Annotated in this window: 29 protein-coding genes; 12 read left to right on the top strand and 17 right to left on the bottom strand. The window is 67.7% G+C overall.

Features of this window, described 5'->3' with window-relative positions; all coding sequences use genetic code 11:
- Window position 1: 1 nt before the first annotated feature.
- On the bottom strand, window positions 2–1,411 hold the full coding sequence (mgtE, locus tag NMP03_RS12265) for a magnesium transporter (RefSeq protein WP_256505710.1): 1,410 nt from the start codon (window positions 1,409–1,411) through the stop codon (window positions 2–4).
- A 133-nt stretch (window positions 1,412–1,544) separates the two neighbouring features.
- Here mgtE and NMP03_RS12260 point away from each other — a divergent pair, with 133 nt between their 5' ends.
- On the top strand, window positions 1,545–2,000 hold the full coding sequence (locus tag NMP03_RS12260) for a peptidylprolyl isomerase (RefSeq protein WP_256505709.1): 456 nt from the start codon (window positions 1,545–1,547) through the stop codon (window positions 1,998–2,000).
- 56 nt (window positions 2,001–2,056) lie between these two features.
- Here the strand turns inward: NMP03_RS12260 and NMP03_RS12255 are convergent, their stop codons facing one another.
- A complete protein-coding gene (locus tag NMP03_RS12255; protein ID WP_256505708.1) occupies window positions 2,057–2,947 on the bottom strand; it encodes a LysR substrate-binding domain-containing protein in 891 nt (296 codons plus the stop codon).
- 297 nt (window positions 2,948–3,244) lie between these two features.
- Here NMP03_RS12255 and NMP03_RS12250 point away from each other — a divergent pair, with 297 nt between their 5' ends.
- Window positions 3,245–5,536, top strand: a complete 2,292-nt coding sequence (locus NMP03_RS12250) for a CDC48 family AAA ATPase (RefSeq protein ID WP_256505707.1) — start codon at window positions 3,245–3,247, stop codon at window positions 5,534–5,536.
- 160 nt (window positions 5,537–5,696) lie between these two features.
- On the opposite strand, the gene NMP03_RS12245 is transcribed toward NMP03_RS12250, so the two are convergent.
- Complete coding sequence (locus NMP03_RS12245; RefSeq protein WP_256508118.1) at window positions 5,697–6,929, bottom strand: MFS transporter; 1,233 nt, start codon at window positions 6,927–6,929, stop codon at window positions 5,697–5,699.
- 178 nt (window positions 6,930–7,107) lie between these two features.
- Here NMP03_RS12245 and NMP03_RS12240 point away from each other — a divergent pair, with 178 nt between their 5' ends.
- The 6 genes from NMP03_RS12240 (at window position 7,108) to NMP03_RS12215 (ending at window position 13,344) form a co-directional block, all read left to right on the top strand.
- A complete protein-coding gene (locus tag NMP03_RS12240) occupies window positions 7,108–7,755 on the top strand; it encodes a class I SAM-dependent methyltransferase (protein ID WP_256505705.1) in 648 nt (215 codons plus the stop codon).
- Between the two features lie 74 nt (window positions 7,756–7,829).
- A complete protein-coding gene (locus NMP03_RS12235; RefSeq protein WP_256505704.1) occupies window positions 7,830–8,903 on the top strand; it encodes a type III polyketide synthase in 1,074 nt (357 codons plus the stop codon).
- Complete coding sequence (locus tag NMP03_RS12230) at window positions 8,900–9,589, top strand: methyltransferase domain-containing protein (protein WP_256505703.1); 690 nt, start codon at window positions 8,900–8,902, stop codon at window positions 9,587–9,589. Before NMP03_RS12235 ends, NMP03_RS12230 begins: the two co-directional genes overlap by 4 nt.
- On the top strand, window positions 9,574–10,683 hold the full coding sequence (locus NMP03_RS12225; protein ID WP_256505702.1) for an NAD(P)/FAD-dependent oxidoreductase: 1,110 nt from the start codon (window positions 9,574–9,576) through the stop codon (window positions 10,681–10,683). The genes NMP03_RS12230 and NMP03_RS12225 overlap by 16 nt, the downstream gene beginning before the upstream one ends.
- 4 nt (window positions 10,684–10,687) lie before the next feature.
- On the top strand, window positions 10,688–11,095 hold the full coding sequence (gene msrB, locus NMP03_RS12220; protein WP_256505701.1) for a peptide-methionine (R)-S-oxide reductase MsrB: 408 nt from the start codon (window positions 10,688–10,690) through the stop codon (window positions 11,093–11,095).
- A 59-nt stretch (window positions 11,096–11,154) separates the two neighbouring features.
- The gene (locus NMP03_RS12215; protein WP_256505700.1) at window positions 11,155–13,344 is read left to right on the top strand and encodes a transglycosylase domain-containing protein; all 2,190 of its coding nucleotides are present in this window, start codon (window positions 11,155–11,157) and stop codon (window positions 13,342–13,344) included.
- Here NMP03_RS12215 and NMP03_RS12210 read toward each other — a convergent pair.
- The 3 genes from NMP03_RS12210 to NMP03_RS12200 are packed head-to-tail and all read right to left on the bottom strand — an operon-like array spanning window position 13,317 to window position 15,039.
- Window positions 13,317–13,949 carry a M48 family metallopeptidase gene (locus tag NMP03_RS12210; RefSeq protein ID WP_256508117.1) on the bottom strand — a complete coding sequence of 211 codons (633 nt, stop codon included), beginning with the start codon at window positions 13,947–13,949 and terminating at the stop codon, window positions 13,317–13,319. The two genes, NMP03_RS12215 and NMP03_RS12210, sit on opposite strands and share 28 nt — an antisense overlap.
- 47 nt (window positions 13,950–13,996) lie before the next feature.
- Window positions 13,997–14,446, bottom strand: coding sequence for a YcgN family cysteine cluster protein (locus NMP03_RS12205; RefSeq protein ID WP_406697730.1), 450 nt, complete (start codon window positions 14,444–14,446; stop codon window positions 13,997–13,999).
- Window positions 14,443–15,039, bottom strand: a complete 597-nt coding sequence (locus tag NMP03_RS12200; RefSeq protein WP_256505699.1) for an SCO family protein — start codon at window positions 15,037–15,039, stop codon at window positions 14,443–14,445. The genes NMP03_RS12205 and NMP03_RS12200 overlap by 4 nt, the downstream gene beginning before the upstream one ends.
- 84 nt (window positions 15,040–15,123) lie before the next feature.
- On the opposite strand from NMP03_RS12200, the gene NMP03_RS12195 reads away from it, so the two are divergent.
- On the top strand, window positions 15,124–15,747 hold the full coding sequence (locus NMP03_RS12195; protein WP_319937593.1) for an ankyrin repeat domain-containing protein: 624 nt from the start codon (window positions 15,124–15,126) through the stop codon (window positions 15,745–15,747).
- 156 nt (window positions 15,748–15,903) lie between these two features.
- On the opposite strand, the gene NMP03_RS12190 is transcribed toward NMP03_RS12195, so the two are convergent.
- The 11 genes from NMP03_RS12190 to NMP03_RS12140 all read right to left on the bottom strand — a co-directional run bounded on the left by NMP03_RS12190 (window position 15,904) and on the right by NMP03_RS12140 (window position 22,861).
- On the bottom strand, window positions 15,904–16,389 hold the full coding sequence (locus NMP03_RS12190; protein ID WP_256505697.1) for an MmcB family DNA repair protein: 486 nt from the start codon (window positions 16,387–16,389) through the stop codon (window positions 15,904–15,906).
- 68 nt (window positions 16,390–16,457) lie between these two features.
- Entirely contained in the window at window positions 16,458–17,147 is a 690-nt protein-coding gene (locus NMP03_RS12185) for a cell wall hydrolase (protein WP_256505696.1), read from the bottom strand.
- 155 nt (window positions 17,148–17,302) lie between these two features.
- Window positions 17,303–17,638 carry a DUF1491 family protein gene (locus tag NMP03_RS12180; protein WP_256505694.1) on the bottom strand — a complete coding sequence of 112 codons (336 nt, stop codon included), beginning with the start codon at window positions 17,636–17,638 and terminating at the stop codon, window positions 17,303–17,305.
- Entirely contained in the window at window positions 17,635–18,093 is a 459-nt protein-coding gene (locus tag NMP03_RS12175; RefSeq protein WP_256505693.1) for a PaaI family thioesterase, read from the bottom strand. Before NMP03_RS12175 ends, NMP03_RS12180 begins: the two co-directional genes overlap by 4 nt.
- Window positions 18,083–18,577: a PTS sugar transporter subunit IIA gene (locus NMP03_RS12170; RefSeq protein WP_256505691.1), complete on the bottom strand. Its 495-nt coding sequence runs from the start codon at window positions 18,575–18,577 to the stop codon at window positions 18,083–18,085. The genes NMP03_RS12175 and NMP03_RS12170 overlap by 11 nt, the downstream gene beginning before the upstream one ends.
- Complete coding sequence (hpf, locus tag NMP03_RS12165) at window positions 18,574–19,176, bottom strand: ribosome hibernation-promoting factor, HPF/YfiA family (protein ID WP_256505690.1); 603 nt, start codon at window positions 19,174–19,176, stop codon at window positions 18,574–18,576. The genes NMP03_RS12170 and hpf overlap by 4 nt, the downstream gene beginning before the upstream one ends.
- A 51-nt stretch (window positions 19,177–19,227) precedes the next feature.
- The gene (dnaQ, locus tag NMP03_RS12160) at window positions 19,228–19,908 is read right to left on the bottom strand and encodes a DNA polymerase III subunit epsilon (protein ID WP_256505689.1); all 681 of its coding nucleotides are present in this window, start codon (window positions 19,906–19,908) and stop codon (window positions 19,228–19,230) included.
- Between the two features lie 6 nt (window positions 19,909–19,914).
- Window positions 19,915–20,517 carry a dephospho-CoA kinase gene (gene coaE, locus NMP03_RS12155; protein WP_256505688.1) on the bottom strand — a complete coding sequence of 201 codons (603 nt, stop codon included), beginning with the start codon at window positions 20,515–20,517 and terminating at the stop codon, window positions 19,915–19,917.
- A gap of 123 nt (window positions 20,518–20,640) precedes the next feature.
- Complete coding sequence (locus NMP03_RS12150) at window positions 20,641–21,450, bottom strand: shikimate dehydrogenase family protein (RefSeq protein WP_256505687.1); 810 nt, start codon at window positions 21,448–21,450, stop codon at window positions 20,641–20,643.
- The gene (locus NMP03_RS12145) at window positions 21,447–22,043 is read right to left on the bottom strand and encodes a Maf family protein (RefSeq protein ID WP_256505686.1); all 597 of its coding nucleotides are present in this window, start codon (window positions 22,041–22,043) and stop codon (window positions 21,447–21,449) included. Before NMP03_RS12145 ends, NMP03_RS12150 begins: the two co-directional genes overlap by 4 nt.
- On the bottom strand, window positions 22,040–22,861 hold the full coding sequence (locus NMP03_RS12140; protein WP_406698459.1) for a pyruvate, water dikinase regulatory protein: 822 nt from the start codon (window positions 22,859–22,861) through the stop codon (window positions 22,040–22,042). Before NMP03_RS12140 ends, NMP03_RS12145 begins: the two co-directional genes overlap by 4 nt.
- A 288-nt stretch (window positions 22,862–23,149) precedes the next feature.
- Between NMP03_RS12140 and hemE the strand changes: the two genes are divergently transcribed.
- Genes hemE through NMP03_RS12125 form a run of 3 tightly spaced genes read left to right on the top strand, consistent with a single transcriptional unit; the run spans window position 23,150 to window position 25,071 of the window.
- Entirely contained in the window at window positions 23,150–24,226 is a 1,077-nt protein-coding gene (hemE, locus tag NMP03_RS12135) for a uroporphyrinogen decarboxylase (RefSeq protein WP_406697725.1), read from the top strand.
- On the top strand, window positions 24,223–24,678 hold the full coding sequence (locus NMP03_RS12130; protein WP_256505683.1) for a CopD family protein: 456 nt from the start codon (window positions 24,223–24,225) through the stop codon (window positions 24,676–24,678). The genes hemE and NMP03_RS12130 overlap by 4 nt, the downstream gene beginning before the upstream one ends.
- Before the next feature lie 12 nt (window positions 24,679–24,690).
- Window positions 24,691–25,071 (top strand): hypothetical protein, encoded by a 381-nt coding sequence (locus NMP03_RS12125; RefSeq protein ID WP_256505682.1) that lies wholly within the window; start codon window positions 24,691–24,693, stop codon window positions 25,069–25,071.
- The last annotated feature ends 158 nt before the right edge of the window (window positions 25,072–25,229 follow it).

The raw sequence follows: 25,229 nt of genomic DNA, 5'->3' as shown, positions 1-25,229 counted from the left end.
ATCAACCCATCGTCACCAGGCCGCTGAGAACGGCGAGCCCGAGAAACGCCAGGAACCCCATCGAATCGGTGACCATCGTCACGAAGACCGACGAAGCGACCGCCGGATCCTGCTCGAGCCGTTCGAGCACCACCGGCACCAGCACCCCGGCAAGTCCCGCGACCAGGATGTTGAGCAGGATCGCCGACGCGATCACCATCCCCAGCATCGGGCTGGCGTACAGCAACGCCGCGCCGCTTCCCAGCAGCACCGCGATCGTCAGCCCGTTCATCAGTGCGACCAAAATCTCGCGGCGGACGGTGCGCAGCGTGTTCGATTTGGTCAGCTGGTTGGTCGCCAGCGCGCGCACCGCGACCGCCATCGCCTGCGTGCCCGCATTGCCGCCGATCGACGCGACGATCGGCATCAACACCGCCAAGGCCACCATCTGCTCGATCGCGCCGCCGAACGCTGCGATGATTCCCGACGCCAGCATTGCGGTGAACAAATTCGCGATCAGCCAGCGCACCCGCGCTTGATAACTGTCGCGGATCGGCTCGTTGATGTCGCCATCGCCCGCGCCCGACATCAGCAAAGCGTCCTCGCCCGCTTCCTGGCTGATGATGTGGACGATGTCGTCGACCGTCACCACCCCCACCAGTCGCCCGCTGGGATCGACGACCGCCGCCGAGATCAACGCATATTTCTGGAAGCGTAGCGCTACCTCCTCCTGGTCCATGTCGACCGGGATCAGCGTCTGTTCGCGCTTCATGACGTCGGTCATCGACACGACCCGCGGGGTGCGCAGCACCCACGACAAATTGCAGGTGCCGACCGGGCGATGCGCGGGATCGACGACGAAGATTTCCCAGAAATCGGTGGTCAGCTGATCGTCGGCGCGCAGATAATCGAGCACGTCGCCGACGGTCCAATGTTCGGGCACCGCGATCAGCTCGCGCTGCATCAACCGGCCCGCCGATTCCTCGGGGTAGGACAGCGCCTCCTCGATCGCCGCGCGATCGTCGGGGTCGAGCGCGCGCAGCACCGCGCGCTGGTCTTCCTCGTCGAGGTCCTCGATGATCGCGACCGCGTCGTCGGTGTCGAGCTCGCCCGCGATGTCGGCGAGCTGGCGCGGGTTGAGCGCGTCGACCAGCGCGTCGCGCACCCAGTCGTTCATCTCGGCGAGCACGTCGCCGTCGATTCGTTCCGAAATCGCCGCCGCCAGCGATGCGCGCATGTCGGCGGGCGCGATCTCGATCAGATCGGCGATGTCGGCGGCGTGGAGCGGTTCGACCAGCGCGTTGGCGCCCTCGTTGTCGCCGGCTTCGACCGCGTCGAGGATCGCGCGGACGAATGCGGGCTTGAGCCGATCGTCCTCGTCGAGCCCGGTCTCGCGCGCTTCGTCGATGTCGGGAAGCTCGGCCTCGCTCATATCGTGCCCTCCCGTTGCGCTGCACCAAAACATGGCCTTAGCCCAGCCGATTCGGGCTGCCAATCCGCGCCCAACGTTGCCAGCGCCCGCCTGGGTCCCTAAGTGGCGCGCACCCTATCCGGAGAATGCTGCAATGTCCGATACCCCAGCCACGCTGACGCTGACCCTCGACGGCGGCGACGTCACGATCCGCCTTCGCCCTGATCTCGCGCCCAACCATGTCGAACGCATCACCACGCTCGCCAAGCGCGGTTTCTACGACGGGGTGGTGTTCCATCGCGTGATCGACGGCTTCATGGCGCAGGGTGGCGACCCCACCGGCACCGGCACCAGCGGTTCGGACCTGCCCGACGTCGCCGCCGAATTCAGCCGCGAACCGCACAAGCGCGGCGTGTGCTCGATGGCGCGCACGATGAACCCCAACAGCGCGAACAGCCAGTTCTTCATCTGCCTCGACGACGCGACCTTCCTCGATGGCCAGTACACCGTCTGGGGCGAAGTGACCGAGGGCATGGAGCATGTCGACGCGCTGCCCAAGGGCGAACCGCCGCGCGCACCCGGCAAGATCGTCAAGGCGACCGTCGCCTAACCACCCGTTCGGGCCGAGCCTGTCGACCCTTCGTCGACAGGCTCGGCCTTGGCGTTTCAGATCGCGGGCTCGGGCCCCATCACCTCGACCAGCCAGTCGTGGAAGATCTTCACCGGGCGCGTGGCGAGCGCGCGCGGGCGGCACACGAACCAGTAGCTGTATTCGCTCGCCACCGGCTCGAACAACCGCACCAGTCGCGGATCGCGCGCGCCTTCGTAATGCATCTCGAGCATGAACGCGACGCCGAGCCCCTGCGCCGCCGCCTCGAGCATCAGCGGCCCCGAATCGAAATGGTCGACCGCCAGCGGCTCGAGCGCGGGAACCCCCGCCGATCGCCGCCACTCGACGAAGGTGTCGGGCATGTCGCGATGCACCAATGCGGTCAGCCCGCCGAGTTGCTCGGGGGTCGTGATCGGGTTCGCGCCCTCGATCAGCGCCTTGGCACCGATCACATAGACGCGGTTGCGATCCAGTCGCCGCGCATACAGCGCCGGATCGACCTCCTGCGCCAGGATGATCGCGGCATCGAGTGTGTCGCCCAGCCGTGCCTCGCGTCGGCCCCCGGTATCGACGTCGATGTGCAGCTGCGGATGCGCGCGGCGCAGCTCGCCCAGCCGCGGCATCAGCCGCTGCGAGGCATAGAGCGGCAGCACCCCTAATCGCAGGCGCAGCAATTCGGCGCTGTGGCTCATCGATTCGACCGCGTCACTCATCGCATCGAGCGCGGGGGCGATCTGTGCCAGCAGCCGCTCGCCCTCGGCATTGAGCAGGATCGCCTGGTGGCGGCGCTCGAACAGCGGCTTGCCGATGAAACGCTCGAGCGCCTGCACCCGCCGGCTGAGCGCGGGCGACGACAAGGCCAGCTCGACCGCGGCGGCCTTGATCGATCCCAGCCTCGCCACCTCGACGAACGCTTCGATGGCCGAAAGGGGAGGAAGGCGCCGCATGGCATCGATTGTGCACTGCATCAGTAGGAAAATCCATGGGCTTGCGCATGTCGTCGACGCGACCGCCCGAACGATTGCAGTTTATGCAATCATCATACAATTATTCGCACTTGCGAAGAATCATGCTGCACTGCACATAGAGCAGGCCTTTCAGGCATCCTCTCCTAAACCTTTCACGGCCGGTCCCCAGGGATCGGCCTTTTTTTTGGCCTTCTTTTTGTAGTCGCGGAGGCTTTGCCCTCGCGCGAAGGGAACCCTGCCCCTATCTCGCCCGCTCTTACGCGGGAGTAAAAGCTTATGGCCGACCAAGACGACAGCCCTGTGCGCAAGCTGCAAGTCGCGAGCGCACGCGCCGAGGACAGCGGCCGCGGCGTGGCCCATCTGCCGCGTGCGTTCATGACTGCGCTGGCGCTGCAGGAAGGCGACGTCATCGAGATCGTCGGCAAGCGCACCACCCCCGCGCGCGCGGTGCTCCCCTATGCCGAGGACGAGGGGCTCGAAATCCTTCGGCTCGACGGGCTACAGCGCGCTAATGCCGGCGTCGGCTCGGGCGATTTCGTCGAGGTGCGCAAGGTCGAATCGAAGCCCGCGACTCGCGTCGTCCTGGCACCTGCGTCGCAGAATTTGCGCCTCCAGGGGTCGGCGACCGCGCTCAAGCGCACCTTCCTCAACCGGCCGCTCTGCCAGGGCGACACCGTCTCGACCGTCGGCCAGCAGCGCGTCGCCAACATCCCGCCCAACGTCGCGCAGCATCTGCGCGCGCCGGCCTATGCGCTGCAGGAAATCCGCCTCGCGGTGATCTCGACCGTCCCGCGCGGCGTCGTCCACATCGCCGAGGGCACCGAGATCGAGCTCCGCACCGATTACGAAGAGCCCAAGGACGCCCGCCGCGCCGACGTCACCTATGACGATATCGGCGGCATGACCGCGACGATCGACCAATTGCGCGAGATGGTCGAATTGCCGCTGCGCTACCCTGAATTGTTCCAGCGGCTTGGCGTCGATCCACCCAAGGGAGTGCTGCTGCACGGCCCCCCCGGCACCGGCAAGACCCGCCTCGCGCGCGCGGTCGCCAACGAATCCGATGCCGAATTCTTCCTGATCAACGGCCCCGAGATCATGGGCTCGGCCTATGGCGAGTCCGAAAAGCGGCTGCGCGAAGTGTTCGAGGAAGCGACTCGCTCGGCACCATCGATCGTCTTCATCGACGAGGTCGATTCGATCGCCCCGCGCCGCGACCGCGTCCAGGGCGAGGCCGAGAAGCGCCTCGTCGCGCAATTGCTGACGCTGATGGACGGGCTCGAGGCACGCGCCAATCTGGTCGTCATCGCCGCCACCAACCGGCCCGAGGCGATCGACGAAGCGCTGCGGCGTCCCGGCCGCTTCGATCGCGAGATCATCGTCGGCGTCCCCGACGAGCGCGGCCGACGCGAGATCCTCGGCATCCACACCCGCGGCATGCCGCTCGCCGAAGACGTCGATCTCGACGAGCTTTCGCGTACCACCTACGGATTCGTCGGCGCCGATCTCGCCGCGCTTACCCGCGAGGCGGCGATCGATGCGGTGCGGCGGATCATGCCGCAGCTCAACCTTGGCGATCAGACGATCCCCGCCGAGGTGCTCGACACGCTCTCGGTCAAGCGCAGCGACTTCATCGAGGCGCTCAAGCGCGTCCAGCCCTCGGCGATGCGCGAGGTGATGGTCCAGGTGCCGCAGGTCCGCTGGAGCGACATCGGCGGAATCGATGCCGCGCAGGAGCGGCTGCGCGAGGGCGTCGAGCTGCCGATGCGCGAACCCGCCGCTTTCCGCCGGATGGGTATCCGCGCCGCGCGCGGCTTCCTGCTCTATGGCCCGCCCGGCACCGGCAAGACGCTGCTCGCCAAGGCGGTGGCACGCGAATCGCAGGCAAACTTCATCGCCACCAAGTCGAGCGACCTGCTGAGCAAATGGTATGGCGAAAGCGAGCAGCAGATCACCAAGCTGTTCGCGCGTGCGCGCCAGGTCGCGCCGTGCGTGATCTTCATCGACGAGCTCGATTCGCTGGTTCCCGCGCGCGGCAGCGGCGCGGGCGAGCCGCAGGTCACCGAGCGCGTGGTCAACACCATCCTCGCCGAGATGGACGGGCTCGAGGAGTTGCAATCGGTGGTGGTGATCGGTGCGACCAACCGGCCCAACCTGATCGACCCCGCGCTGCTGCGCCCCGGCCGATTCGACGAACTGGTCTATGTCGCCGTCCCCAATGCCGCGGGGCGCAAGCGGATCCTCGAGATCCAGACCGAGAAGATGCCGCTGGCGGACGATGTCGACCTCGCATCGATCGCCGATCGCGCCGAGCGCTTCACCGGCGCCGATCTCGAGGACGTCGTCCGCCGCGCAGGCCTGATGGCGCTGCGCGAATCGCTCGCCAGCGCACAGGTGAGCATGCGCCATTTCGAAGCCGCGCTCGGCGAGTCGCGTGCGACGGTGACCCCCGAGATGGAGCAGGAATACGAGCAGATGGCATCGCGGCTGAAGCAGGATTCGGTCGCGCTCCAGCCGATCGGCTTCATCGCCCCCGGGATGGTGCAGGGCCGAGGACCCAAGGGCTAACCTCCACCAACAAACCCCCCTCCCTGAAAGGGAGGGACTGGGGGTGGGTCGAGTGCTCGCGATACGGCAGGGTAGCCCATGCACCTCCCGTAACCCCAGGCCTCCACCAACCCCGCCCCCTCCCTTCCAGTGAGGGGAGATCCGCGCCGCCGGCCTCCAATTACCCCCGCCGCAACGCCACCCAGGAATAAGCCAGCAACACCACCAACGCCCCCGCCGCCACCAGATACGGCAGCGGGTGCCACAGCTCGTACAGCCCCACCCCGATCGACGGCCCCAGCACGAAGGCCGCGCCGTTCACCGACGTCACCTTGCCCGCGACCGAGCCCTGCGCCGCCGGCCCCACCGCCAGCGACGCCCCCGCGGTGAACCCAGGCCGCAAAAACCCGAATCCCATCGACGCCAGCCCGAACCCCATCGCGATCCCGTACAGCGACACCGCGCTCCCCACCGCGACGCAGCCGAGCGCGGCGAAAATGCACCCCGCCAGGATCAGCGCCGCGGGCCGCAGCTTCAGCAACGGGATGAACCCCCATTGCACCAGCAGCGACGCCCCCGCGCCGATCATCAGCACGATGCCGGTCGCGCCCAGCGCCTCGATCGGCGGCACCCCCAGCCGGTCGATCACCAGAAAGCCGATCGCCTGCCCCGTCATCGCCTGCGCATGCCCCATCACCAGCCCGATGATCATCCAGGCGCGAATCCGCGGGTCGAAGAACCCAACCGGCTCGGCGCGCGATTGCGTTGCCGCGGCGATCGCCGCGCCCGAGGATTGCCCGCCGATCGAGGGATAGCTCTGCGCCGCGCCATGCGTTTCCGACGGCGATCGATCGTCGGGCAGCAGCCGCCACACGATGATCGTCATCGCCAGCCCGAACAGCCCGAACAGATAGGCGGGTCCCGACAACCCGACCTCGACCGCGCCGATGCTGCCCAGCACCAGATACGGCCCGATCGCCGGCCCCAAAATCGTCCCCAGCCCGAATGCCGACCCCAGCAGTGCCAGCGCCTTGGTCCGCTCCTCGCGCGTCGTCTGGCCCGCCACCATCGCCTGCACCGCGGGCGGCGCCGCAGCGCCCAGGCTGCCATAGATCATTCGTCCGCCGACGAACGCGACGAAGGCCGCGGTCGGCGCGATCCAGCCGTTGATCCCCGCCATCAGGAAGATCGCGCAGACGAACAGCGACAGCGTGAAGCCACACAATCCCAGCAACACCATCGCGCGCCGCCCGCGTCGATCCGATCGATTGGCCCAGAATGGGGCAGCGATCACCCACAGCAATGCCGACACCGAAAACGCCGCCGCCACCGCGCTGTCGGCGACCCCCAACGATCTTCCGAGCGCGGGCAGCACCGATTGCAGCGCGGTATTCCCCGCTGCGATGGTGAGCATCACCACGAACAACAACGCAAAGGTGCGATCGAACCGGTCCACCGGTTCGGATTAGCCGCCCTGTCGAGCCAGGCAAGCCATGGCGCGGTGCAACTCAGACGCTTACAGGATCGTTACAACTTTACGACTCCGTCGTGACGCGGCATGGTCGCCGCACTTTTCCCAGCATGAGTTCGCGATGACCCCTGTAACGACGACGCCTTCCAGTCGCGCCGCCCGACGTTCGGATGCGACCCCCTCGCCCTGGGGCATGTTCCTGCGCGGTTTCATCAAACATCCGGTGATGGTCGGTTCGATTATGCCGTCGTCGAAGAAGCTGATGGATCGCATGCTCGACCGCGTCGACTGGTCGGCGACCAAGTTGTTCGTCGAATATGGCCCCGGCACCGGCAATTTCTGCCAGGCGGTGCTCGATCGGCTTGCCCCCGACGCGACCTTGCTGGCGATCGACACCAATATCGATTTCGTCCGCTATCTGCGCCAGACGATCCGCGACCCGCGCTTCATCGTCGTCCACGGCTCGGCCGCCGATGTGCGCCAGATCATCGCCGATCACGGCCATGCGCACGCCGATTACGTGCTCTCGGGGCTGCCCTTCTCGACGCTGCCGCCGGGCGTCGGCGACGCGATCGGTCTGGCGACGCGCGACGTGGTGCGGCCCGGCGGCGCTTTCCTGGTCTATCAATTCTCCACCAAGTGCCGCGATTTCTTCGATGCGCATTTCGGCCGTATCGACCACGAGATGGAATGGTGGAACGTACCGCCAGCCCAATTGTATTGGGCATGGGCCGACGATGCGCCGTGCGAGGTCGAACTCGCCGCGTAGCCGCCGCCCGGTAACCAAAGCCGCCTCACCGGGTAGCGAAGCCACGGCGTGAGTACGCCCGTCAGCGAGGGCAAGTGCAGCGAGTCGACGCCTGTTTGAATGCCGTCGCTACTGCGGTGCCGACCCACGATATCCATGCGGCCTTCATCGATTGGGCGCAGCGACGGATGCCCGAGCGGCGCGACGCGATCCTGTTCCGCCGGATGGCCGACCGCGCAGGGATCCGCCATCGCTGGTCGGTGCTGCCCCCCACCGCCGCGGGCGGGTCGCCCGTCGCCTCGGACGGCTTCTATGGCGGCAGCCGCCTGCCCGGCACCGCCGAGCGGATGGAATCCTACGCCGAGACCGCACCGATCCTCGGCATCGCGGCGATCGAGGCGCTGCGCGAGCGCGCCGACCTGTCGGGGATCACCCATTTCGTCGTCGCCAGCTGCACCGGCTTCGTCGCGCCGGGGATCGACCAGATCATCGCGCGTGCGATCGGCCTGCCGCCCAGCACCGAACGACTGCTGGTCGGATTCATGGGTTGCTATGCCGCGGTCGCCGCGCTGCGCAGCGCGCGGCATATCGTCCGTTCGCAGCCCGAGGCTCGCGTGCTCGTGCTGTGCGTCGAACTCTCGACGCTGCACCTGTCGGACACCGTCGAGCTCGAACCCCTGCTCGCGATGCTCCAATTCGGCGACGGTGCCGCAGCGGCTTTGGTCAGCGCGGACCCGCAGGGGCTTGCGATCGATTCGCCCTTCGCCACCACCTTGCCCGACAGCGACCAGCTGATCCGCTGGAACATCACCGATCAGGGCTTCGTGATGCATTTGTCGGGCGAGGTCCCGGGCCGGATCGCGGCGGGACTCGCCGATCCCGATTTCGTCGCGACGCTCACCGGCGGGCACGACCCGCAGGCGATCGATGCCTGGGCGGTCCATGCCGGGGGACGATCGATCCTCGATTCGGTCGAGCGCTCGCTGTCGTTGCCACGGGGCGCGCTGGCCGATTCGCGCGACGTGCTCGAATCCTTCGGCAACATGTCGTCGGCGACCTTGATGTTCGTGCTCGAACGCACGCTTCAGCGCCGCGTCGAGCATGGCGTCGCGCTAGCTTTCGGCCCCGGCCTCGCCGCCGAGGGGTTCGCGTTCCGGAGCGTCGGATGACGCTCGCGCGGCGCGCCATCGCCGAGGAGCTGATGGACGCCGCCGATCTGGCGCCCGAAACCTATGCCGCGGTGCTGCGCGACCTGGCGCAGGTGAACGCGATCACGCTTGCGGCGCGACCGACGCTGGCGTTCCTCGATCGCATCGCACGGCAATCGCGCGACCTTCGCATCCTCGATGTGGGCTATGGCGATGGCGACATGCTGCGGCGGATCGCCGGCTGGGCGAAGCGCCGCGGTGTCGCGATCGACCTGGTCGGGATCGATCTCAACCCGCGCAGCGAGCAGGTCGCGCGCGCAGATACGCCGCCCGACCTGCCGATCACCTATCGCACCGGCGACTATGCCGATCTGGCGGGCGAGGGCTGGGACGTGATCCTCAGCAGCCTGGTCGCGCACCACATGACGCACGACCAGCTCGTTGCCTTCCTGCGCTTCATGGATGCGCAGGCGCGGCAGGGCTGGCTGGTCAACGACCTCCACCGCCACGGGTTCGCGTATGCCGGCTATCCGTTGCTCGCGCGGGTGATGCGCTGGCATCCGATCGTCCGCCACGACGGCCGGCTGTCGATCGCGCGGTCCTATCGCCCCGGCGAATGGCCCCCGATCCTCGCCGAGGCCGGCATCGCCGAGGCGCGGATCGCCCGCGCCTTCCCCTTCAGGCTGTGCGTATGCAAGCGCCGCTGATCGTCGGCGCCGGGCCCGCCGGCTGCGCCGCGGCGATCACGCTGGCGCGCGCGGGCGCTCCGCCGCTGGTGATCGAGCGCAACGCCGAGACCGGCGACGCGATCTGCGGCGGATTCCTGAGCTGGTGCACGCTCGACGCGCTCGAACGGCTCGGCATCGCGCGTGATACGCTCGGCGCTGCCGACGTCACGCGCGTCCGGCTGTTCGCGGGAAGTCACCGCACCGAAGCCGCGCTTCCCCACGCCGCCAAGGGCGTCTCGCGCCGCCACCTCGACACGCTGATGCAAGCCCATGCGATGACGTCAGGAGCGACGATCGACCGCGGTGTCGCGGTGCGCGGGTTCGATGACGGCACGCTCCGCCTCGCCGATGGCGGCGAACTCGCGCCGCCCACGCTGTTCCTCGCCACCGGCAAGCACGACCTGCGCGGCCTGCCCCGCGACACGCCGACGCTCGCCGACCCGACGATCGGCCTGCGCACGCGGATCCCCCCTGCCCCCGGCCTGACCCGGCTGGTGCGCGGTGCGATCGAACTCCATCTGTTCGATCGCGGCTATGTCGGGCTGATGCTCCAGGAAGACGGCAGCGCCAATCTGTGCCTCGCGGTCCGCCGCTCGCGGATGCGCGCCGAGGGCGATCCCGAAGCCCTGCTCGCTGCGATCGGCCGCGAAGTTCCCGCGCTCGGTGACCGGCTCGCCTATGGCAGCGGCGCGATCGATGCGATCGCCAACGTCCCCTATGGCTGGCGCGCGCTCGCAGCCCCCTTCGCGGCGTGGCGGCTCGGCGACCAGGCGGCGGTGATCCCCAGCCTGGCGGGTGAAGGCATGGGGATCGCGATCGCCAGCGGCGTCGCCGCCGCACACGCTTGGGCCGCAGGCGCCACCGCCGACACCTACCAACGCGCCTTCGCGCAGCGCTCCCGCGCGCCTGTTGCTCGCGCCCGCCTGCTGCGCGACCTCGCCGAACGCCCCGCCGGCGCCCGGCTGCTGCTCGCCGCCGCCGCCGCCATCCCCGGCGGCGCCGCGCTCGCCGCGCGGCTGACCCGCATCACCCACCTGCCCATTGACGCTCGCCCCCCGGCACAACACATTTGAGCCTATGGAAAAGCTCAACCTGTCCGAAGCCGAATGGCGCGATCGCCTGACCCCCACCCAATATCATGTGCTGCGCGAAGCCGGCACCGAACGCGCCTTTTCGGGCGAATTAAACGCCAACAAGGCCGACGGCATCTATCATTGCGCCGCCTGCGAGCTGCCGTTGTTCGACAGCGACGACAAATATGATTCGGGATCGGGCTGGCCCAGCTTCACCCGGCCATTGAGCGCCGACGCCGTCGAGGATCGCCGCGACACCAGCCACGGCATGGTGCGCATCGAAAGCCTGTGCGGCCGCTGCGAAAGCCATCTCGGCCATGTCTTCCCCGATGGCCCGCCGCCCACCGGCCAGCGTTACTGCATGAATTCGGTATCGCTCGACTTCCGCCCGCGCGACGCAGCGACCGACTGACCGCGCCTGCTCGCCGGGCCTTGTGAGAGGTCGGGCGAGCGCGTATCCAGCACCCACTCATGGCAACCGCGAAGAAAAAGACCCGCGCGCCGCGCTGGCGCCGCATCGCGGTTTGGACCCTCGGCACCGGCGTCGCGCTGGCGCTCGTCGCGCTCGTGGCGCTGGTCATCGCGGTCTACACCGCGCGCACCTCGCTGCCGTCGTACGACACGCTGAAATCCTCGCCCAACGGCCAGATGATCCGCGTCCATGCCGCCGACGGCACGGTGATCGTGTCGCTGGGGCCGAGCTATGGCGAGTGGATCGAATATGGCGATATCCCCACGGTGATGCGCCAGGCGATGGTCGCGGTCGAGGATCGCCGCTTCCGCTCGCATTGGGGGATCGACCCGATCGGCATCGCGCGTTCGGTCAAGCTCGCCTATCAGCGGCGCGGCACCGATCGCCGGCTGCAGGGTGCATCGACGATCACCCAGCAGGTCGCGCGCACCGTCTTCCTGTCGAACAAATATGATTTCGGCCGCAAGGTCCGCGAGGCGATCCTGGCGCTCGCGATCGAGCAGAAGTTCAGCAAGGACCAGATCCTCGAACTCTATCTGAACAAGGTGTATTTCGGCGGTGGCGCCTATGGCATCGACGCCGCCTCGCGCCGCTTCTTCGCGCACCCTGCGACCAATTTGTCGCTGTCCGAGGCGGCGGTGATCGCGGGCTTGGTCAAGGCGCCCTCGCGCTATTCGCCCACCGCCGATGCCGAGGCGGCGCGCGGCCGCGCCGGCGTCGTGCTCGACATCATGGTCGAAACCGGCGCGATCAGCCGCACCGAAGCCGATATGGCCGAACCCTCCGACGTGGAGCTCGCGCCCGAGCCCAAGCGCAACAGCGTGCGCTACTTCACCGATTGGGCGCTGCCCCAGCTCGAAATGCTGATCGACGAAACGCAGGCGCCGCTCGACGTGTGGACCACGCTCGACCTGCCGATGCAGGCCGCCGCCGAGCGCGCGATCCGCACCAACACTCCCGCCGGGGTCCAGGGCGCCTTGGTATCGCTTGACCGCGACGGCGCGGTGCGCGCGATGATCGGCGGCAAGGATTATGTCTCGTCGAACTATAACCGCGCGACGCAGGCGACGCGCCAGCCGGGATCGGCGTTCAAGCTGTTCGTCTACCTCGCCGCGCTCGAAGCCGGGATCAAGGCCGACGACGCGGTCGTCGACGCGCCAATCACGATCAACGGCTGGAGCCCGCGCAACAGCTCGGGCCGGTTCGCGGGCGCGATGGATATCCGCACCGCCTTTGCCTATTCGGTCAACACCGTCGCCGCGCGGCTCGGCCAGGAAGTAGGCTTCGCGACCGTCGCCGACATGGCGCGGCGCTTCGGCATCACCACCCCGATCGACACCCGCCCCGCCATGGTGCTCGGCACCAGCGACGTGCGGCTGATCGACATGACGCGCGCCTATGCCAGCGTCGCGCAAAAGGGCGTCGCGGTCGCGCCCTATGGCATCACCCGCGTCACCGCCAACGGATCGGTGATCTATGCGCACGAGGTCGATAGCTCGCGCGTGCTGGTCGCGCCCTATGTCGCGGCGCAGATGACCGACCTGCTCCAGACCGCGGTCGCCACCGGTACCGGGCGCGCGGCGTCGATCGGTCGCCCGGTCGCGGGCAAGACCGGCACCACCACCTCGAACAAGGATGGCTGGTTCATGGGCTTTTCGAGCGGCCTCACCACCGGGGTGTGGATGGGCCGCGACGATGCGCGCGCGGTCGGCGGACTGCAGGGCGGCACCGCACCCGCCAAGGCCTTCGCCAGCTTCATGCGCACCGCGGTCGCCAAGCGACCGGTCGAGGAATTCGACACCAAGATCACGCTACCCGAATGGCAGCTCGAGCCCGACGACGAATCCTATTTCGGCGAACCCGACAATGGCGTGTTCGTCGACGAATATGGCCTGCCGATCACCCCCGATCGCCAAGCCACCCCCGATGGCGAGGGGGTGTATGTGACCCCCGGCGAGGAAGAAGCCGCGCCGCCCCCCGAGGACGAAGCGCTCGACGCCGACTGGATCAACCGCGCGCTGGGGCGCAACCCGCCGCCGCGCCGCGAGCGCGAAGAGCGCGCGCCGCCGCCGCCAATCCGCGAGATGCCGCGCGACCAACGCTATCGCGACGCGCCGCCCAGGGAACAACGCTATCGCGAAGCCCCACCGCGCGAGCGCTATTACGAAGACGAACGCCCATACCAGTGAAGCCCAGCGCCATGGCGGCGTAGCCACGCCATCGACGGCGCGGGGTCTTCGCCGAGCAACCGCGCCACCGCCGCATGGAAGGCCGGGCTGTGGTCCATGTGGAGCCGGTGCGCGACCTCGTGCGCCACCACTCCTCGCCGGACGAACCCAGGCGCCAGCACCAGCCGCCAGCTATAGCGGATCGCCCCCGTCGCAGTGCAGCTGCCCCAGCGCGACCGCGGATCGCCGATCGCCACGCCGCTGATCGCGATCCCCGCCGCCGCCGCGATCGCGTGGGTATCGGCATCGAGCAAGCGCAACGCCTCGCGCTTGAGCCAGCTTTCCACCCGCGCGCCGAGCCGATCGGCGGGGCCACCCACCACCAGCGCCCGATCCTCAAGCACCGGGATCCGCCGCGCCGCCTCGCGCCAGACGATCGTCAGCCGCTCGTCACCGAAGGGGAGCTCGGCGCCATCGACGAAGGGGATCGCTGCAGGCAGCCGCGCGCGCTGCGCGTCGATCCAGCCGCGCTTCTCCTCGGCCCAGGCGAGCGCCGCGCGTGCCGATCCGCGCTTGGGGATCGTCAGCCGCACCCGCCCGCTCGCTGGGTCGACCGACAGCCGCATGCCCCGGGCGCGGGGGTGGCGGACGACATCGATGTCGCCCGCGCTGCTCACAATTCGCGGTCGATCAGATGATGTTCGAGGTCGCCCGCGTCATTCTCCGAAATCGTCCAGCCGCGCACCGACACGCCGGCGCGATGCACCGCGTCGCGGTCGCCGCACACCAGATGATGCCATTCGGGCAGCGGCAGGAAATCGGCGCGTAGCCGGTACGCGCAGGTCGATGGCAGCCAGTGGATCCGGTACACCGCCTTGGGCGTCAGCCGCACGCAATCGGGCACATAGGCGCGGCGGTTGCGATAATCGCTGCACTGCGCGGTGGCGTTGTCGAGCAGCTTGCACGCGACATTGGTCGCCGCCAGTTCGCCGGTGTCCTCGTCCTCGAACTTGTGGAGGCAGCATTTGCCGCAGCCGTCGCACAGCGCTTCCCACTGGCCGCGGTCGAGCTTTTCGAGCGGGATATCGCCTTCCCAGAAGCGCCCGGTCGCGGGCGCGTTCAACGGACCCAGCGCTTGAGCATCTCGGTCACCGCTTCGGGGCTTTCATCGGCGGGGATCAGCGCGATCGGCTGTCCTTCAGGCCCCATCAGATAGGTGATCCGCGTGTGATCGACCAGATACGCGTCGGGATTGGGCGAATCGCGCTTGGTCGCCATGCCGGCATAGCCCTTGAGCGCCGCGGTGATCGCTTCCTGCGATCCCGTCAGCCCCACCGTACGCGGATGGAAATTGGCGACGAATTCGCCGACTATTGCGGGGGTATCGCGCGCCGGATCGACGGTGATGAAGATCGGCACCACCTTGGCGGCAAGCGCAGGATCGCTCGCCTCGAACTGCTTCAGCCCGGCGCCGATATTCTGCATGTCGACCGGGCAGACATCGGGGCAGAAGGTGTAGCCGAAATAGACGATCCGATATTTGCCCGCGAAATCGGTGTCGCGCACCGTCTTGCCTTGCGGGTCAGTCAGCGCGAACGGCCCGCCGATCCGCGCGCCGGCAAGCGGGGGTTCGCCCGCAGGCTCGGACGCCGGCTGGCCGCACGCGGCAAGCAGCAGGAACAACAGGGCGGCGACGCTGGTTTTGAACTCGTTCATGGCACCGCCAGCCATGATCTGATAGGCGAAGCGTTGCAAGCCGCAGACCTTGCGACGCCCGTTACTGATTGGGGATATCTGCCCGTGACCATTACCGCCCGCGCTCGGATCGCGCTCGTCTTCTCGCTCATGGCGCTGCCCGCGACCTTCGCCAGCCCGGTCGCCGCGCAGCAATTCTCGGCCAGCTACAAGTTCCTGAAGGCGGTCCGCGATGCCGACGGCAACGAGGTGAACAAGATCCTGGGCGAACCCGGCCAGTCGATCATCAACACCAAGGATCGCTCGACCGGCGAGGGCGCGGTCCACATCGTCACCAAGCGCGGCGACGCCACCTATCTGCGCTTCCTGCTGCAAAAGGGCGCCAATCCCAATCTGGCCGACGCGCGCGGCAACACGCCGATGATGCTCGCGGTAGAAAACGGCTTCAGCGAGGGGATCGAGGCGCTCAAGACCTACAAGGCCGATCCCAATCTGGCGAACAGCAGCGGCGAAACCCCGCTGATCCGCGCGGTGCAGATGCGCCGCTTCGAACTGGTGCGCGACCTGCTCGCCGCAGGTGCCGATCCCGACCAGACCGACGTGATCGCCGGGCTCTCGGCGCGCCAATACGCCACCCGTGACGCGCGCTCGCCCGCGATCACAAAATTGCTCGCCGACGCCCCCAAGCGCGCGCGGGCGCCGGCGGCTGCGGCGGGGCCGCGGCTTTAAATAGCGCGATCGTTCGGTTCAGGCATCACCCCAACCGTTCGTTTCGAGCGAAGTCGAGCAACCGCCACGTAGCGCATCATCACCGTTTCTCGACCACGCTCGAAACGAACGGGGGGATGGTAGGTGCGCCGGAAAGGAACCACGTGAGGGCACGCCTCACAACCCAGCCGCAAGCCCCACCGTATCGGGATCGACCAACCCCATCACCCGCCGCGCCGCGCGCCGGGCAAAAGCCAGCGTACATTTGCGCCGGGTAGCCGCCGCCAGCGGATGCGTCCGCGCCTCGCGCAGGATCGCCGCGTCGTAGCGATCGGCGACGATCACCCCCGCGCGCTCGGGCAGGAACGCCTCGCGCTCGAGCGGCGCGGTGTCGAACCCCTCGGGCACCGCCCAGAAGAAGCGGTCACAATGCCCCAGATAGTCGGTCCATTTGCCGTCGCCCAGCAAATCGGCGCGCGACACCTTGATCTCGACGATCACGATCCCGCCATTGGCGTCGATCGCCATGAGGTCGGCGCGGCGGCCCCCTGCCAGCGGCACCTCGGCGATCGCGACGCAATCGTGGCGCAGCAGCATGCGCGACACCCCGCGCACGACATCGGCGGCGCAGGGCGACAGCGGCACGGCGGGGGCGAGCATCATCCCCGCGCTTTAGAACATTTCGCGAACGATGAAAAGCCGGCCCGCCGAGGACCGGCTTCGTAAATCACTCAGCGATAGAAGATGTGGTTGCCCACCGACGCGACCTTCGCCAGCTTCCAGCGCGGCGACACATGGCGCGCGTGAAAGAACATCGCGTTCGACGCCTTGCTCTCCCACAATTCCTCGCGCGCGACCTTGGCGATCGCGACCGCGGTCTTCCACGCGGTCGATCCGGTCGAGACATTGGGCAGACGCCCGCCGCGCACGAACGAGAATTGCCCGCGCTGCTTCAGCACCGAGCAGGCCGACGGCGGGAAACGCCCCGAATCGGCGCGGTTGAGGATGACTTCGGCGACCGCGAGCTGGCCTGCGAGCGGTTCGCCCTTCGATTCATAATAGACGCCGATCGCCAGGCAGCGAAGCTCGTCGTCGGGCGAATCGGGGATGCCCTGCGCTGCAACCGCGTCGGAAAGCGAGGCATAGTCGGCGTCGGGGCGGGCGTCTGATTTGGTGCTGTCGGCCAGCGTCTGCGGGCCCTGGTCGCCTTCGCTGGTCCATTCGGCGGGCACGATCGGTGCCGGCGGGATGGGAACCTGTGCGGGGTATGCGACGTTCTTGGTCTGGATGTCGGGTCGATCGACGGCAAGGAACTCGGTATTGGCGAGTTCGACCGCGAGACCCGGGGTCGTGGCGCACACCATGGCGGCCGCGCAGAGAGTCACCGCCACCGATCCGGCGGCACGTGCAAAGAACTTCATTTCGGAACTAATAAATGCGGTGGATGCGCGACCGACTGCTGTACTTCAGCGCCGATCGGGCGGGTCCCCCGACTGCGTAACCGATCGGGATCGCACCCCGTTCGACACAACGCGTCCAAACCAAGCGGCGCCTATCGTTGTGCAGCGCAATATTGTCAATCGTTAACGATTATTTCAGCGACCAGGCGTTGCGCGGCTGCGACGTCGAGCTCTACCACCCATAGATCGGGGTCGTTACGGCGCCGACGCTGCCAATATTGAGTCGCGGTTTGCGAATCGGCATCGACCGGCCCCGCGACGATCAACGCTGGCAGGCCATCGGGGCCATATCCACGCTCGCAAAAGCCCACATGTCGCCCGCGATCGAGCGTTTGCACCAGGATCGCGCCGCCCATCGCCTCGCCCTTGGCCAGCACCATCGCGCTGCCGCCGGCATCGTGCGTCCGCCGCAGCAAGGCGCTTACCCGTACATGCGCCGCGAGCCGGTTCACCCCGCGCGGTACCCCGGCAACCCAGCGAGCGCGATGCGCGACCGCATGAAGGTGCCGGTGCCGCGCGCCGCCTCCTCGCCATCGCCCGCGATCAGCCGCGCATCGGCGACGAACACGCGCCGCTGGCCGCTGATCCAGCGCCCCTCGGCGATTACCGGCCCCTCGCGCAGCGGCGCGGTGAACAACAGGTTGAACTGCGTCGTCAGCAGGAAGCGATCGGTGACCAGGCTGTTGGCCGCGTAGAAGGCGGCATCGTCGAGCATCTTGAAATAGCTCGTCCCGTGCGCCGCGCCCGCGGCGTGGAAATAACGCTCGTCGATCGTGAAATGGATCCGCGCCATGCCGGGCCCACTGATCTCGAGCCGCGAATCGAACAACTGGTTGATCGGCGCGGCGGCATAGAGCGCCTCGAGCGCGCGATAATGCGCCTCGGCGCCCGAGGGTTCAGGCGGCATCGCGGTTTTCGACCCCGGTCAGGAGCGCGAACAACGCATCGTTCGATCCCGCCCCGCGCAATTTGTCGGCGAGCGTGCGATCGCGCAGCAACCGCGACACCCGCGCCAACGCCTTGAGATGATCGGCGCCGGCATCGACCGGCGACAGCAGCAGAAACACCAGATCGACCGGCAGCGCATCGACCGCATCGAAATCGACCGGCTGGCTCAACCGCACGAACATGCCGCGCACCCGGTCGAGCGATTCGATCCGCGCGTGCGGGATCGCGATCCCGCCGCCAAACCCCGTCGATCCCAGTTTCTCGCGCGCCGCCAGCCGCTGGCCGACCAGTTTGGCGGCCAGCCCCAGCCGCTCGGCGGCAAGCGCCGCGAGCTGCTGGAACAAGGCCTTCTTCGCGCCGACCGATACGCCCGACACCACGCAATCATGCGTCAGCAATTCGCCCAGATCGGACGCGCCCGGGCTGCCGGCGCGATCATTCACGAAGCGCGGTTGGGCTCGACCCAGCCGATCGTGCCGTCGTTGCGGCGATACACCATGTTGAACGCACCGGTGCCGCTGTTCTTGAACAGCATCGCATTGGTGTGCCGCAAATCGAGCATCATCACCGCATCCGAAACCGTCGCGTCGGGAATATCGACCCGCGTTTCGGCGATGATCAGCGGTGCATCGGCCACGACCTCTTCAACCTCGTCGGGAGTACCGCCGAACACGGTGTAGCCGGCATTGTCGTGGCTGTTGTCATAGCCCATGCTCTCGGCGACCGCGTTCGCCTGGCCGGCGTTGCGATCCTTGAGCCGGCGCATGTAGCGGCGCAGCTGCTTTTCCACCTTGTCGGCGGCGCCGTCGAACGCGCCATGCGCATCATTGCCGTTGTTGGCGCTCTTGAGCACCAGCCCCTGCATCACATGCGCGACGATGTCGCAGGTGAAGCCATGGTCGTGCGGGCCCTTGCCGAACACCACCTGTGCCGAGATCGCGCGCGAGAAATATTTGTCGGCAATCGCCTGGAGCCGGTCGGTGACCTGCTGCTGGAGTGCACCGCCCGTTTCGACCTGATGGCCCGAGACGCGAACTTCCATGACAATCTCCTAATTACAAGAGGTCGGACCTAGGGTTGCGCGATACCGGCGTCAACCGGACGCCCAGAGCGGTTCCTTCAGCCCGGCAACGAACGCAGCATGCCGCGCGAGCTCCTCCGCCGACGCGGCGAACACCCGCGGCGGACGGATCGCGACGACGATCGGCTCGGCGAAATCGATCGTCTCGACCACGGTTTCTTCGAGCAGCCCGAGCCCGATCTGCCGCCCGCCCGACAATTCGACATAGACCTGCGCGAGCAACTGCGCGTCGAGCAACGCGCCGTGGAGCACGCGGCGGCTGCGATCGACCCCGAAGCGGCTGCACAAGGCGTCGAGGGTGTGCTTGGCGCCGGGCAGCTTCTGCCGCGCGATCTGCAGCGTATCGACCATCCGTGACATCGCCACGCTCGGTCGTCCGCAGCGCTGCAATTCGCCGTTGAGGAAGGCGAAATCGAACCCGGCATTGTGCGCCACCATCGGCGACTCGCCGATGAAGTCGAGCAGCGCTTCGACCTGCTCGTGGAACAGCGGCTTGTCGCGCAGGAAGGCGTCGGACAAGCCGTGCACCGCCTGCGCTTCGGGCGGCATCGGCCGTTGCGGGTTGAAATAGACGTGGAAAACCTCGCCGGTCTCGCACTGGTTCACCAGCTCGACACAGCCGATCTCGACCACCCGGTCGCCCGCGGCGAAGCTGAGGCCGGTGGTTTCGGTATCGAAGACGATTTCGCGCATCGGACCTTATTCTCCCGGCAGCGCGCCAACGCAAGCGATCACCCGCGCGACTGCCGCGCGGGTCTCGTCGAGCGGGCCGGCGGTGGAGATCACGTAGTCGGCGCGCGCGCGCTTCTGCGCATCGGGCAATTGCCGCGCCAGGATCGCCTCGAAGCGCTCGGGCGTCATCCCCGGCCGCGCGAGCACTCGCGCGCGCTGGACCTCGGCGGGCGCCGACACCACCACGATCCTGTCGACCTGCGACCAGCCCTGCTTCTCGAACAACAAGGGAATATCGAGCAGCACCAGCGGCTTGTCGACATGTGACGCCATGAATGCGGCACGCGCCTGCGCGACCATCGGATGCACGATCGCCTCGAGCCGCGCGAGCGCTGCATCGTCACCGAACACCGTCGCCCCCAGCGCGGCGCGATCAACCCCCGCGGGCCCGGTAGTGCCGGGAAACGCCGCCTCGATTTCGGAAAGGGCCGCGCCGCCCGGCCCCTGCAAGCGATGCACCTCGGCATCGGCATCGAACACCGGCACCCCGGCATCGGCGAACATCGCCGCGACGGTCGACTTGCCCATCCCGATCGAGCCGGTTAGCCCGAGAATTACTGGACCTACCATTCCGACCACCGTTCGCCCTGAGCTTGTCGAAGCGCGCCCCGCACCATCCGCGAACGGTCCAACCGAAGATGCGGGCCGTGCTTCGACAAGCTCAGCACGAACGGAGTCTGGGGCATCTCACTCTCACGCCGTCAGCAGCGTCCGCAGCTCGGCATCCTTCCCCCGCGGCGCCTCGACCCCGAAGAATAATTCGAACGCCAGCGCCGCCTGCCCGATCAGCATCTCGAGCCCGTCGATCGTCGCCAGGTCGCGCGCGCGCGCCGCCGCCAACAGCGGCGTTTCGAGCGGAGCATAAACGATGTCGTAGACGATCGCGTGGTCGGGCAGTGGATCGAGGTCGATCGCCAGCGCGGGCTGCCCCGCCATCCCCAGCACGCTGGCATTGACCAGCAGGTCGACCGGCGGCAGCGGCGAATCGAGCGGGACGATGTCGCCCTTCAACCCGAACGCCGCAAGCAGTCCCGCGCCCTTCAGCGGGTTGCGCGCCATCAGCGTCACATGCGCCGCACCGATCCGCGACAATGCGAACAGAATCGCCCGCGCCGCACCGCCCGATCCGACCAGCGCGACATGCGCGCCGACCAGATCGGTCGCCCCCAGCGGCGCATAAAAGCCCGCGGCGTCGGTATTGGTCGCGACCAAGCCGTCATCGTCGCCGCGAAACACCGTGTTCACCGCGCCGATCGACTGGCGCAGCCCGCCCGGATCGGGGAGATGGTCGAGCGCGGCTTCCTTGTGCGGCAGCGTGACGTTGCACCCGCGCCATTCGGGATCGCCCGCGCGCTCGGCGAAATAGCCGCCGAGCTCGCTGGCCTCGACGCGATGCCGCTCGTAGCGCGCATCGATCCCAAGTTCCGCGAGCCAGAAACCGTGGATCAGCGGCGACTTCGAATGGTCGATCGGATCGCCGATCACCTCTGCATAGCGCGTCATGCCGTCAACACCCCTCGAACCCGCAGATAATCGACCAGAGGCAGCATCGGCAGCCCCAAAATCGTGAAATGGCTGCCCTCGATCCGCGAGAACAGCTGCACCCCCGGCCCCTCGATACGATAACAGCCGACACAGCCCGCGATCGCTGGCCATTCGGCATCGAGATACGCCTCGATAAACGCATCGGACAGCGGCCGTACCGTCAGCCGCGCGCGATCGACGTGCCGCCACACCGGATGGCCGTTCTCGACGATCACCGCCGCCGAATACAGCTCGTGCGTCGCGCCTGCCATCCGCCGCAATTGCGCCGCGGCATCGGCGCGGTCGACCGGCTTGTCGATAAGGCTCCCATCGGCGAGCGCGACCACCGAGTCGCAGCCGAGCACCAGCCCCGCACCCGCCAGCCGCGACACCTTGCTCGCCTTTAATTCGGCGAGCGCATCGGCGGTATCGCGCGCCGACAATCCTTGCGCGGCGAAGCTCGCCTTGGCGGCATCCTCGTCGACCTGCGCCGCAACCGCCTCGTGCGGCACCGCCGCGGCAGTCAGCATCGCGCGCCGACTCGCGCTCTTCGAAGCCAGGATCAGCGTCATGCGTCGCGCTTCGCGGCGGCGCGTTCGTTGCACAGGGTGATGATCGCCGCGGCGGTTTCCTCGATCGAGCGCCGCGTGACGTCGATCACCGGCCAGCCATTATCGGCGAACATCCGGCGCGCGAACGCGACTTCGCGCACCACCGCCTCCTGGTCGACATAGGCGGTCTCGGGCGCCTGGTTGAGCGACAGCAAGCGGTTGCGCCGCACCTGGATCAGTCGGTCGGCGCTGGTGGTCAGCCCGACGATCAGCGGGTTCTTCAGGCTGAACAACTCGCGCGGCGGCGGGCTTTCGATCACGATCGGGATGTTGGCGGTCTTGTAGCCGCGATTGGCAAGATAGATCGAGGTCGGGGTCTTCGATGATCGCGAAACGCCGGCGAGCAGGATATCGGCCTCTTCCCAATCCTCGGCGGCGATCCCGTCGTCATGCGCGATCGTGAACTGGATTGCATCGACGCGCGCGAAATAGGCTGCATCGAGGATATGCTGCCGCCCCGGCCGCGCCTTGGCCTCCTGCCCCAGCAACCCCGACAGCGCGTGGCTCACCCCGTCGAGCGGCGCGATCGCGGGCAGCCCCATCGCCCGGCAGCGCGCCTCGAGCGTCCGGCGCACTTCCTTGTTCACCAGCGTGAAGATGACGAGCCCGGGATTCTGCGCGATCTCTTGCAGGATCCGCTCGAGATGCGCTTCGCTTCGCACCATCGGCCAGAAATGGCGCAGCGTCTCGACGTCGTCGAACTGCGCCAGCGCCGCCTTCGCGATATTCTCCAGCGTCTCCCCGGTCGAATCCGACAGCAGGTGGAGGTGCAGCTTCATCACCGACGGGGCCGATCTGTGGACAACATGGTGACAGTGGCTAGCGTAACCCGGCCCCGTGGCCAAGCCGTGCAAAACCGGGGGTTCGATCCCCATGCCGTCCACAATCCCTGCGCAGAGGCCCGATCTTGTCCCCACCCTGTGGAAAACGTGGAAGCGCGTCCCGACTCATCGGCGCTCGGCGCGCGCCTCGGGGTCAAGCTGTTGGCAAAAACCGCACGACGCCTTAAGCCCCGACATCCACGCGCCATCTACCATCAACATCCTTTTTCAAGATTCTTCTTAACTATGAAGGAAGGCAGACTGACCCCCGTGCAGACCCCCGGCTCGATCAAGAAACCCCTGCTCGCGACCTTGCTCGGCGAGAAGCAGCGCGTCGCTCCCGTCTGGCTGATGCGGCAGGCGGGGCGCTATCTTCCCGAATATCGTGCGCTCCGGGCCGAAAAGGGGGGCTTTCTCGCGTTGGCGATGGACCCGCCCTCGGCCGCCGAGATCACGATCCAGCCGATCCGTCGCTTCGGCTTCGACGGCGCGATCCTCTTCTCGGATATCCTGACGGTGCCGATGGCGCTCGGGCAGGACCTGTGGTTCGAAACGGGGGAAGGGCCACGCCTCGCCCCCACCGCCGACGATCGCGACGCGATCGAGGCGCTGGTGCCGCCGAGCGAAGACGTGCTCGCGCCGGTGTACGAGACGGTGCGCCAGGTCGCCACGATGCTCCCGCCCGAAACTACCTTCCTGGGGTTCGCTGGAAGCCCGTGGACGGTCGCGACGTACATGATCGCAGGCCAAGGCTCGAAGGACCAGCACAAGGCCAGAAGGCTGGCGTACGGCGATCCTGCGGCAATGCAGCTGCTGGTCGACCGGATCATCGCGGTGACGATCGAGTATCTCGCCAAGCAGCATGAAGCCGGGGTCGCCGCGGTCCAGCTGTTCGACAGCTGGGCAGGTAGCCTCTCGCCGGCGCAGTTCGAACGCTGGGTAATCGCCCCCAACGCCGCGATCGTTGCCGGGCTGCGGTCGCGCTGCCCCGAACTCATCATCATCGGCTTTCCCAAGGGGGCAGGGGGCAAGCTCGGCGCCTATGCGCGCGAAACCGGGGTCGATGCGATGGGGATCGACGAGACCGTCGACCCGGTCTGGGCAAACCGCGAACTGCCCGCCGACATGCCGGTGCAGGGCAATCTCGACCCGCTCGCGCTGATCGCCGGCGGTGACGCGCTCGACGCCGCGATCGACCATATCCTTGCCGCCTTCGCCGATCGCCCGCATGTGTTCAATCTGGGCCACGGCATCCTGCCCGACACCCCGATCGCGCATGTCGAGCAACTGCTAGCGCGCGTCCGCGGCGCCGCGCCGCGATGACCGGCTTCCTCGGCCAGGCCTATCCCTGGATGAAGACTGCGCATCTGATCTTCGTGATTTTCTGGATGGCGGGGCTGTTCATCCTGCCGCGCTATCTGGTCCATCACCAGGAAGGCTTGTCGATCGCGGGCGAACCCGAACGCTGGATCGAGCGCGAGGCGAAGCTTCGCAAGATGATCCTCACCCCCTCGCTGATCGTCGTCTGGGTGCTCGGGCTTCTGCTCGCCGCCAATCTGGGGCTGTTCGAGGGCGAAACCGGGCTTGGCTGGTTGCACGCCAAATTGCTGCTGGTAGTGCTGCTGTCGGGCTATCACGGCTGGGCGGTCGGCTATGGCCGCAAGCTCGCCGCGGGACGCCCCACGCTCGCGGCGCGGCAATTGCGGTTGATCAACGAAGTCCCCGCGATCGCCGTGACGCTGATCGTCATCCTGGCGATCGTCAAACCCTTCTAAAAGGCGATATCGATGCTGCTTCCCCTTCTTGCGCTCGCACTCGCCGCTCCCGCAACCGCCGCCGCCGCACAGGACAGCCAGGCCGCCGACGTCACCTGCGTCGCGGTGCTCGGCGCGATCGTCAACACCGTGCCCGAGGCGCAGCGCCCCGGCGTGCTCGCTGGTACGATGTATTACGTCGGGCGGATCGACGGGCGCGAGCCGGGCTTCGACCTGCAAAAGGCGATCCTCGCGACGCTCCCGTCGGACGAGGCCGGGCTGAACGCCTTCGTGAAGCAACATACCCCCCGCTGCGGCAGCCAGCTGCAGGACAATGCCAAGCGGCTGGCATCGGTGGGCAATGCGGTCCAGGCGCGGGCCAAGACCGGCGGCGCGGCGCCCAAGGGCCGCTGACGCCGCGCCTGTTGGGCGCGCCGATCCGGCTTGACTTGATTTCGCCGCCTACCTAATCCGGCGGTCTGTGGTCGGCAGCGCATCCGCGTCTGCCGGCTACTGTCTCCCTCCAGCCTCGCCCGTGTGCCGAACCCTTCGCGTTCCACCGACCGACGCTA

The organism is Sphingomonas qomolangmaensis (assembly GCF_024496245.1).
GTDB lineage: Bacteria > Pseudomonadota > Alphaproteobacteria > Sphingomonadales > Sphingomonadaceae > Sphingomonas > Sphingomonas qomolangmaensis.
This window is presented reverse-complemented; position numbering and strand designations above follow the sequence as displayed.

Coding starts and splice junctions, on each gene's coding strand:
- mgtE (WP_256505710.1), bottom strand. CDS start 1,411: ATGAGCGAGGCCGAGCTTCCCGACATCGACGAAGCGCGCGAGACCGGG.
- NMP03_RS12260 (WP_256505709.1), top strand. CDS start 1,545: ATGTCCGATACCCCAGCCACGCTGACGCTGACCCTCGACGGCGGCGAC.
- NMP03_RS12255 (WP_256505708.1), bottom strand. CDS start 2,947: ATGCGGCGCCTTCCTCCCCTTTCGGCCATCGAAGCGTTCGTCGAGGTG.
- NMP03_RS12250 (WP_256505707.1), top strand. CDS start 3,245: ATGGCCGACCAAGACGACAGCCCTGTGCGCAAGCTGCAAGTCGCGAGC.
- NMP03_RS12245 (WP_256508118.1), bottom strand. CDS start 6,929: ATGCTCACCATCGCAGCGGGGAATACCGCGCTGCAATCGGTGCTGCCC.
- NMP03_RS12240 (WP_256505705.1), top strand. CDS start 7,108: ATGACCCCTGTAACGACGACGCCTTCCAGTCGCGCCGCCCGACGTTCG.
- NMP03_RS12230 (WP_256505703.1), top strand. CDS start 8,900: ATGACGCTCGCGCGGCGCGCCATCGCCGAGGAGCTGATGGACGCCGCC.
- NMP03_RS12225 (WP_256505702.1), top strand. CDS start 9,574: ATGCAAGCGCCGCTGATCGTCGGCGCCGGGCCCGCCGGCTGCGCCGCG.
- msrB (WP_256505701.1), top strand. CDS start 10,688: ATGGAAAAGCTCAACCTGTCCGAAGCCGAATGGCGCGATCGCCTGACC.
- NMP03_RS12215 (WP_256505700.1), top strand. CDS start 11,155: ATGGCAACCGCGAAGAAAAAGACCCGCGCGCCGCGCTGGCGCCGCATC.
- NMP03_RS12210 (WP_256508117.1), bottom strand. CDS start 13,949: ATGCGGCTGTCGGTCGACCCAGCGAGCGGGCGGGTGCGGCTGACGATC.
- NMP03_RS12200 (WP_256505699.1), bottom strand. CDS start 15,039: ATGAACGAGTTCAAAACCAGCGTCGCCGCCCTGTTGTTCCTGCTGCTT.
- NMP03_RS12190 (WP_256505697.1), bottom strand. CDS start 16,389: ATGATGCTCGCCCCCGCCGTGCCGCTGTCGCCCTGCGCCGCCGATGTC.
- NMP03_RS12185 (WP_256505696.1), bottom strand. CDS start 17,147: ATGAAGTTCTTTGCACGTGCCGCCGGATCGGTGGCGGTGACTCTCTGC.
- NMP03_RS12175 (WP_256505693.1), bottom strand. CDS start 18,093: ATGCCGCCTGAACCCTCGGGCGCCGAGGCGCATTATCGCGCGCTCGAG.
- hpf (WP_256505690.1), bottom strand. CDS start 19,176: ATGGAAGTTCGCGTCTCGGGCCATCAGGTCGAAACGGGCGGTGCACTC.
- dnaQ (WP_256505689.1), bottom strand. CDS start 19,908: ATGCGCGAAATCGTCTTCGATACCGAAACCACCGGCCTCAGCTTCGCC.
- coaE (WP_256505688.1), bottom strand. CDS start 20,517: ATGGTAGGTCCAGTAATTCTCGGGCTAACCGGCTCGATCGGGATGGGC.
- NMP03_RS12150 (WP_256505687.1), bottom strand. CDS start 21,450: ATGACGCGCTATGCAGAGGTGATCGGCGATCCGATCGACCATTCGAAG.
- NMP03_RS12145 (WP_256505686.1), bottom strand. CDS start 22,043: ATGACGCTGATCCTGGCTTCGAAGAGCGCGAGTCGGCGCGCGATGCTG.
- NMP03_RS12140 (WP_406698459.1), bottom strand. CDS start 22,861: ATGAAGCTGCACCTCCACCTGCTGTCGGATTCGACCGGGGAGACGCTG.
- hemE (WP_406697725.1), top strand. CDS start 23,150: ATGAAGGAAGGCAGACTGACCCCCGTGCAGACCCCCGGCTCGATCAAG.
- NMP03_RS12130 (WP_256505683.1), top strand. CDS start 24,223: ATGACCGGCTTCCTCGGCCAGGCCTATCCCTGGATGAAGACTGCGCAT.
- NMP03_RS12125 (WP_256505682.1), top strand. CDS start 24,691: ATGCTGCTTCCCCTTCTTGCGCTCGCACTCGCCGCTCCCGCAACCGCC.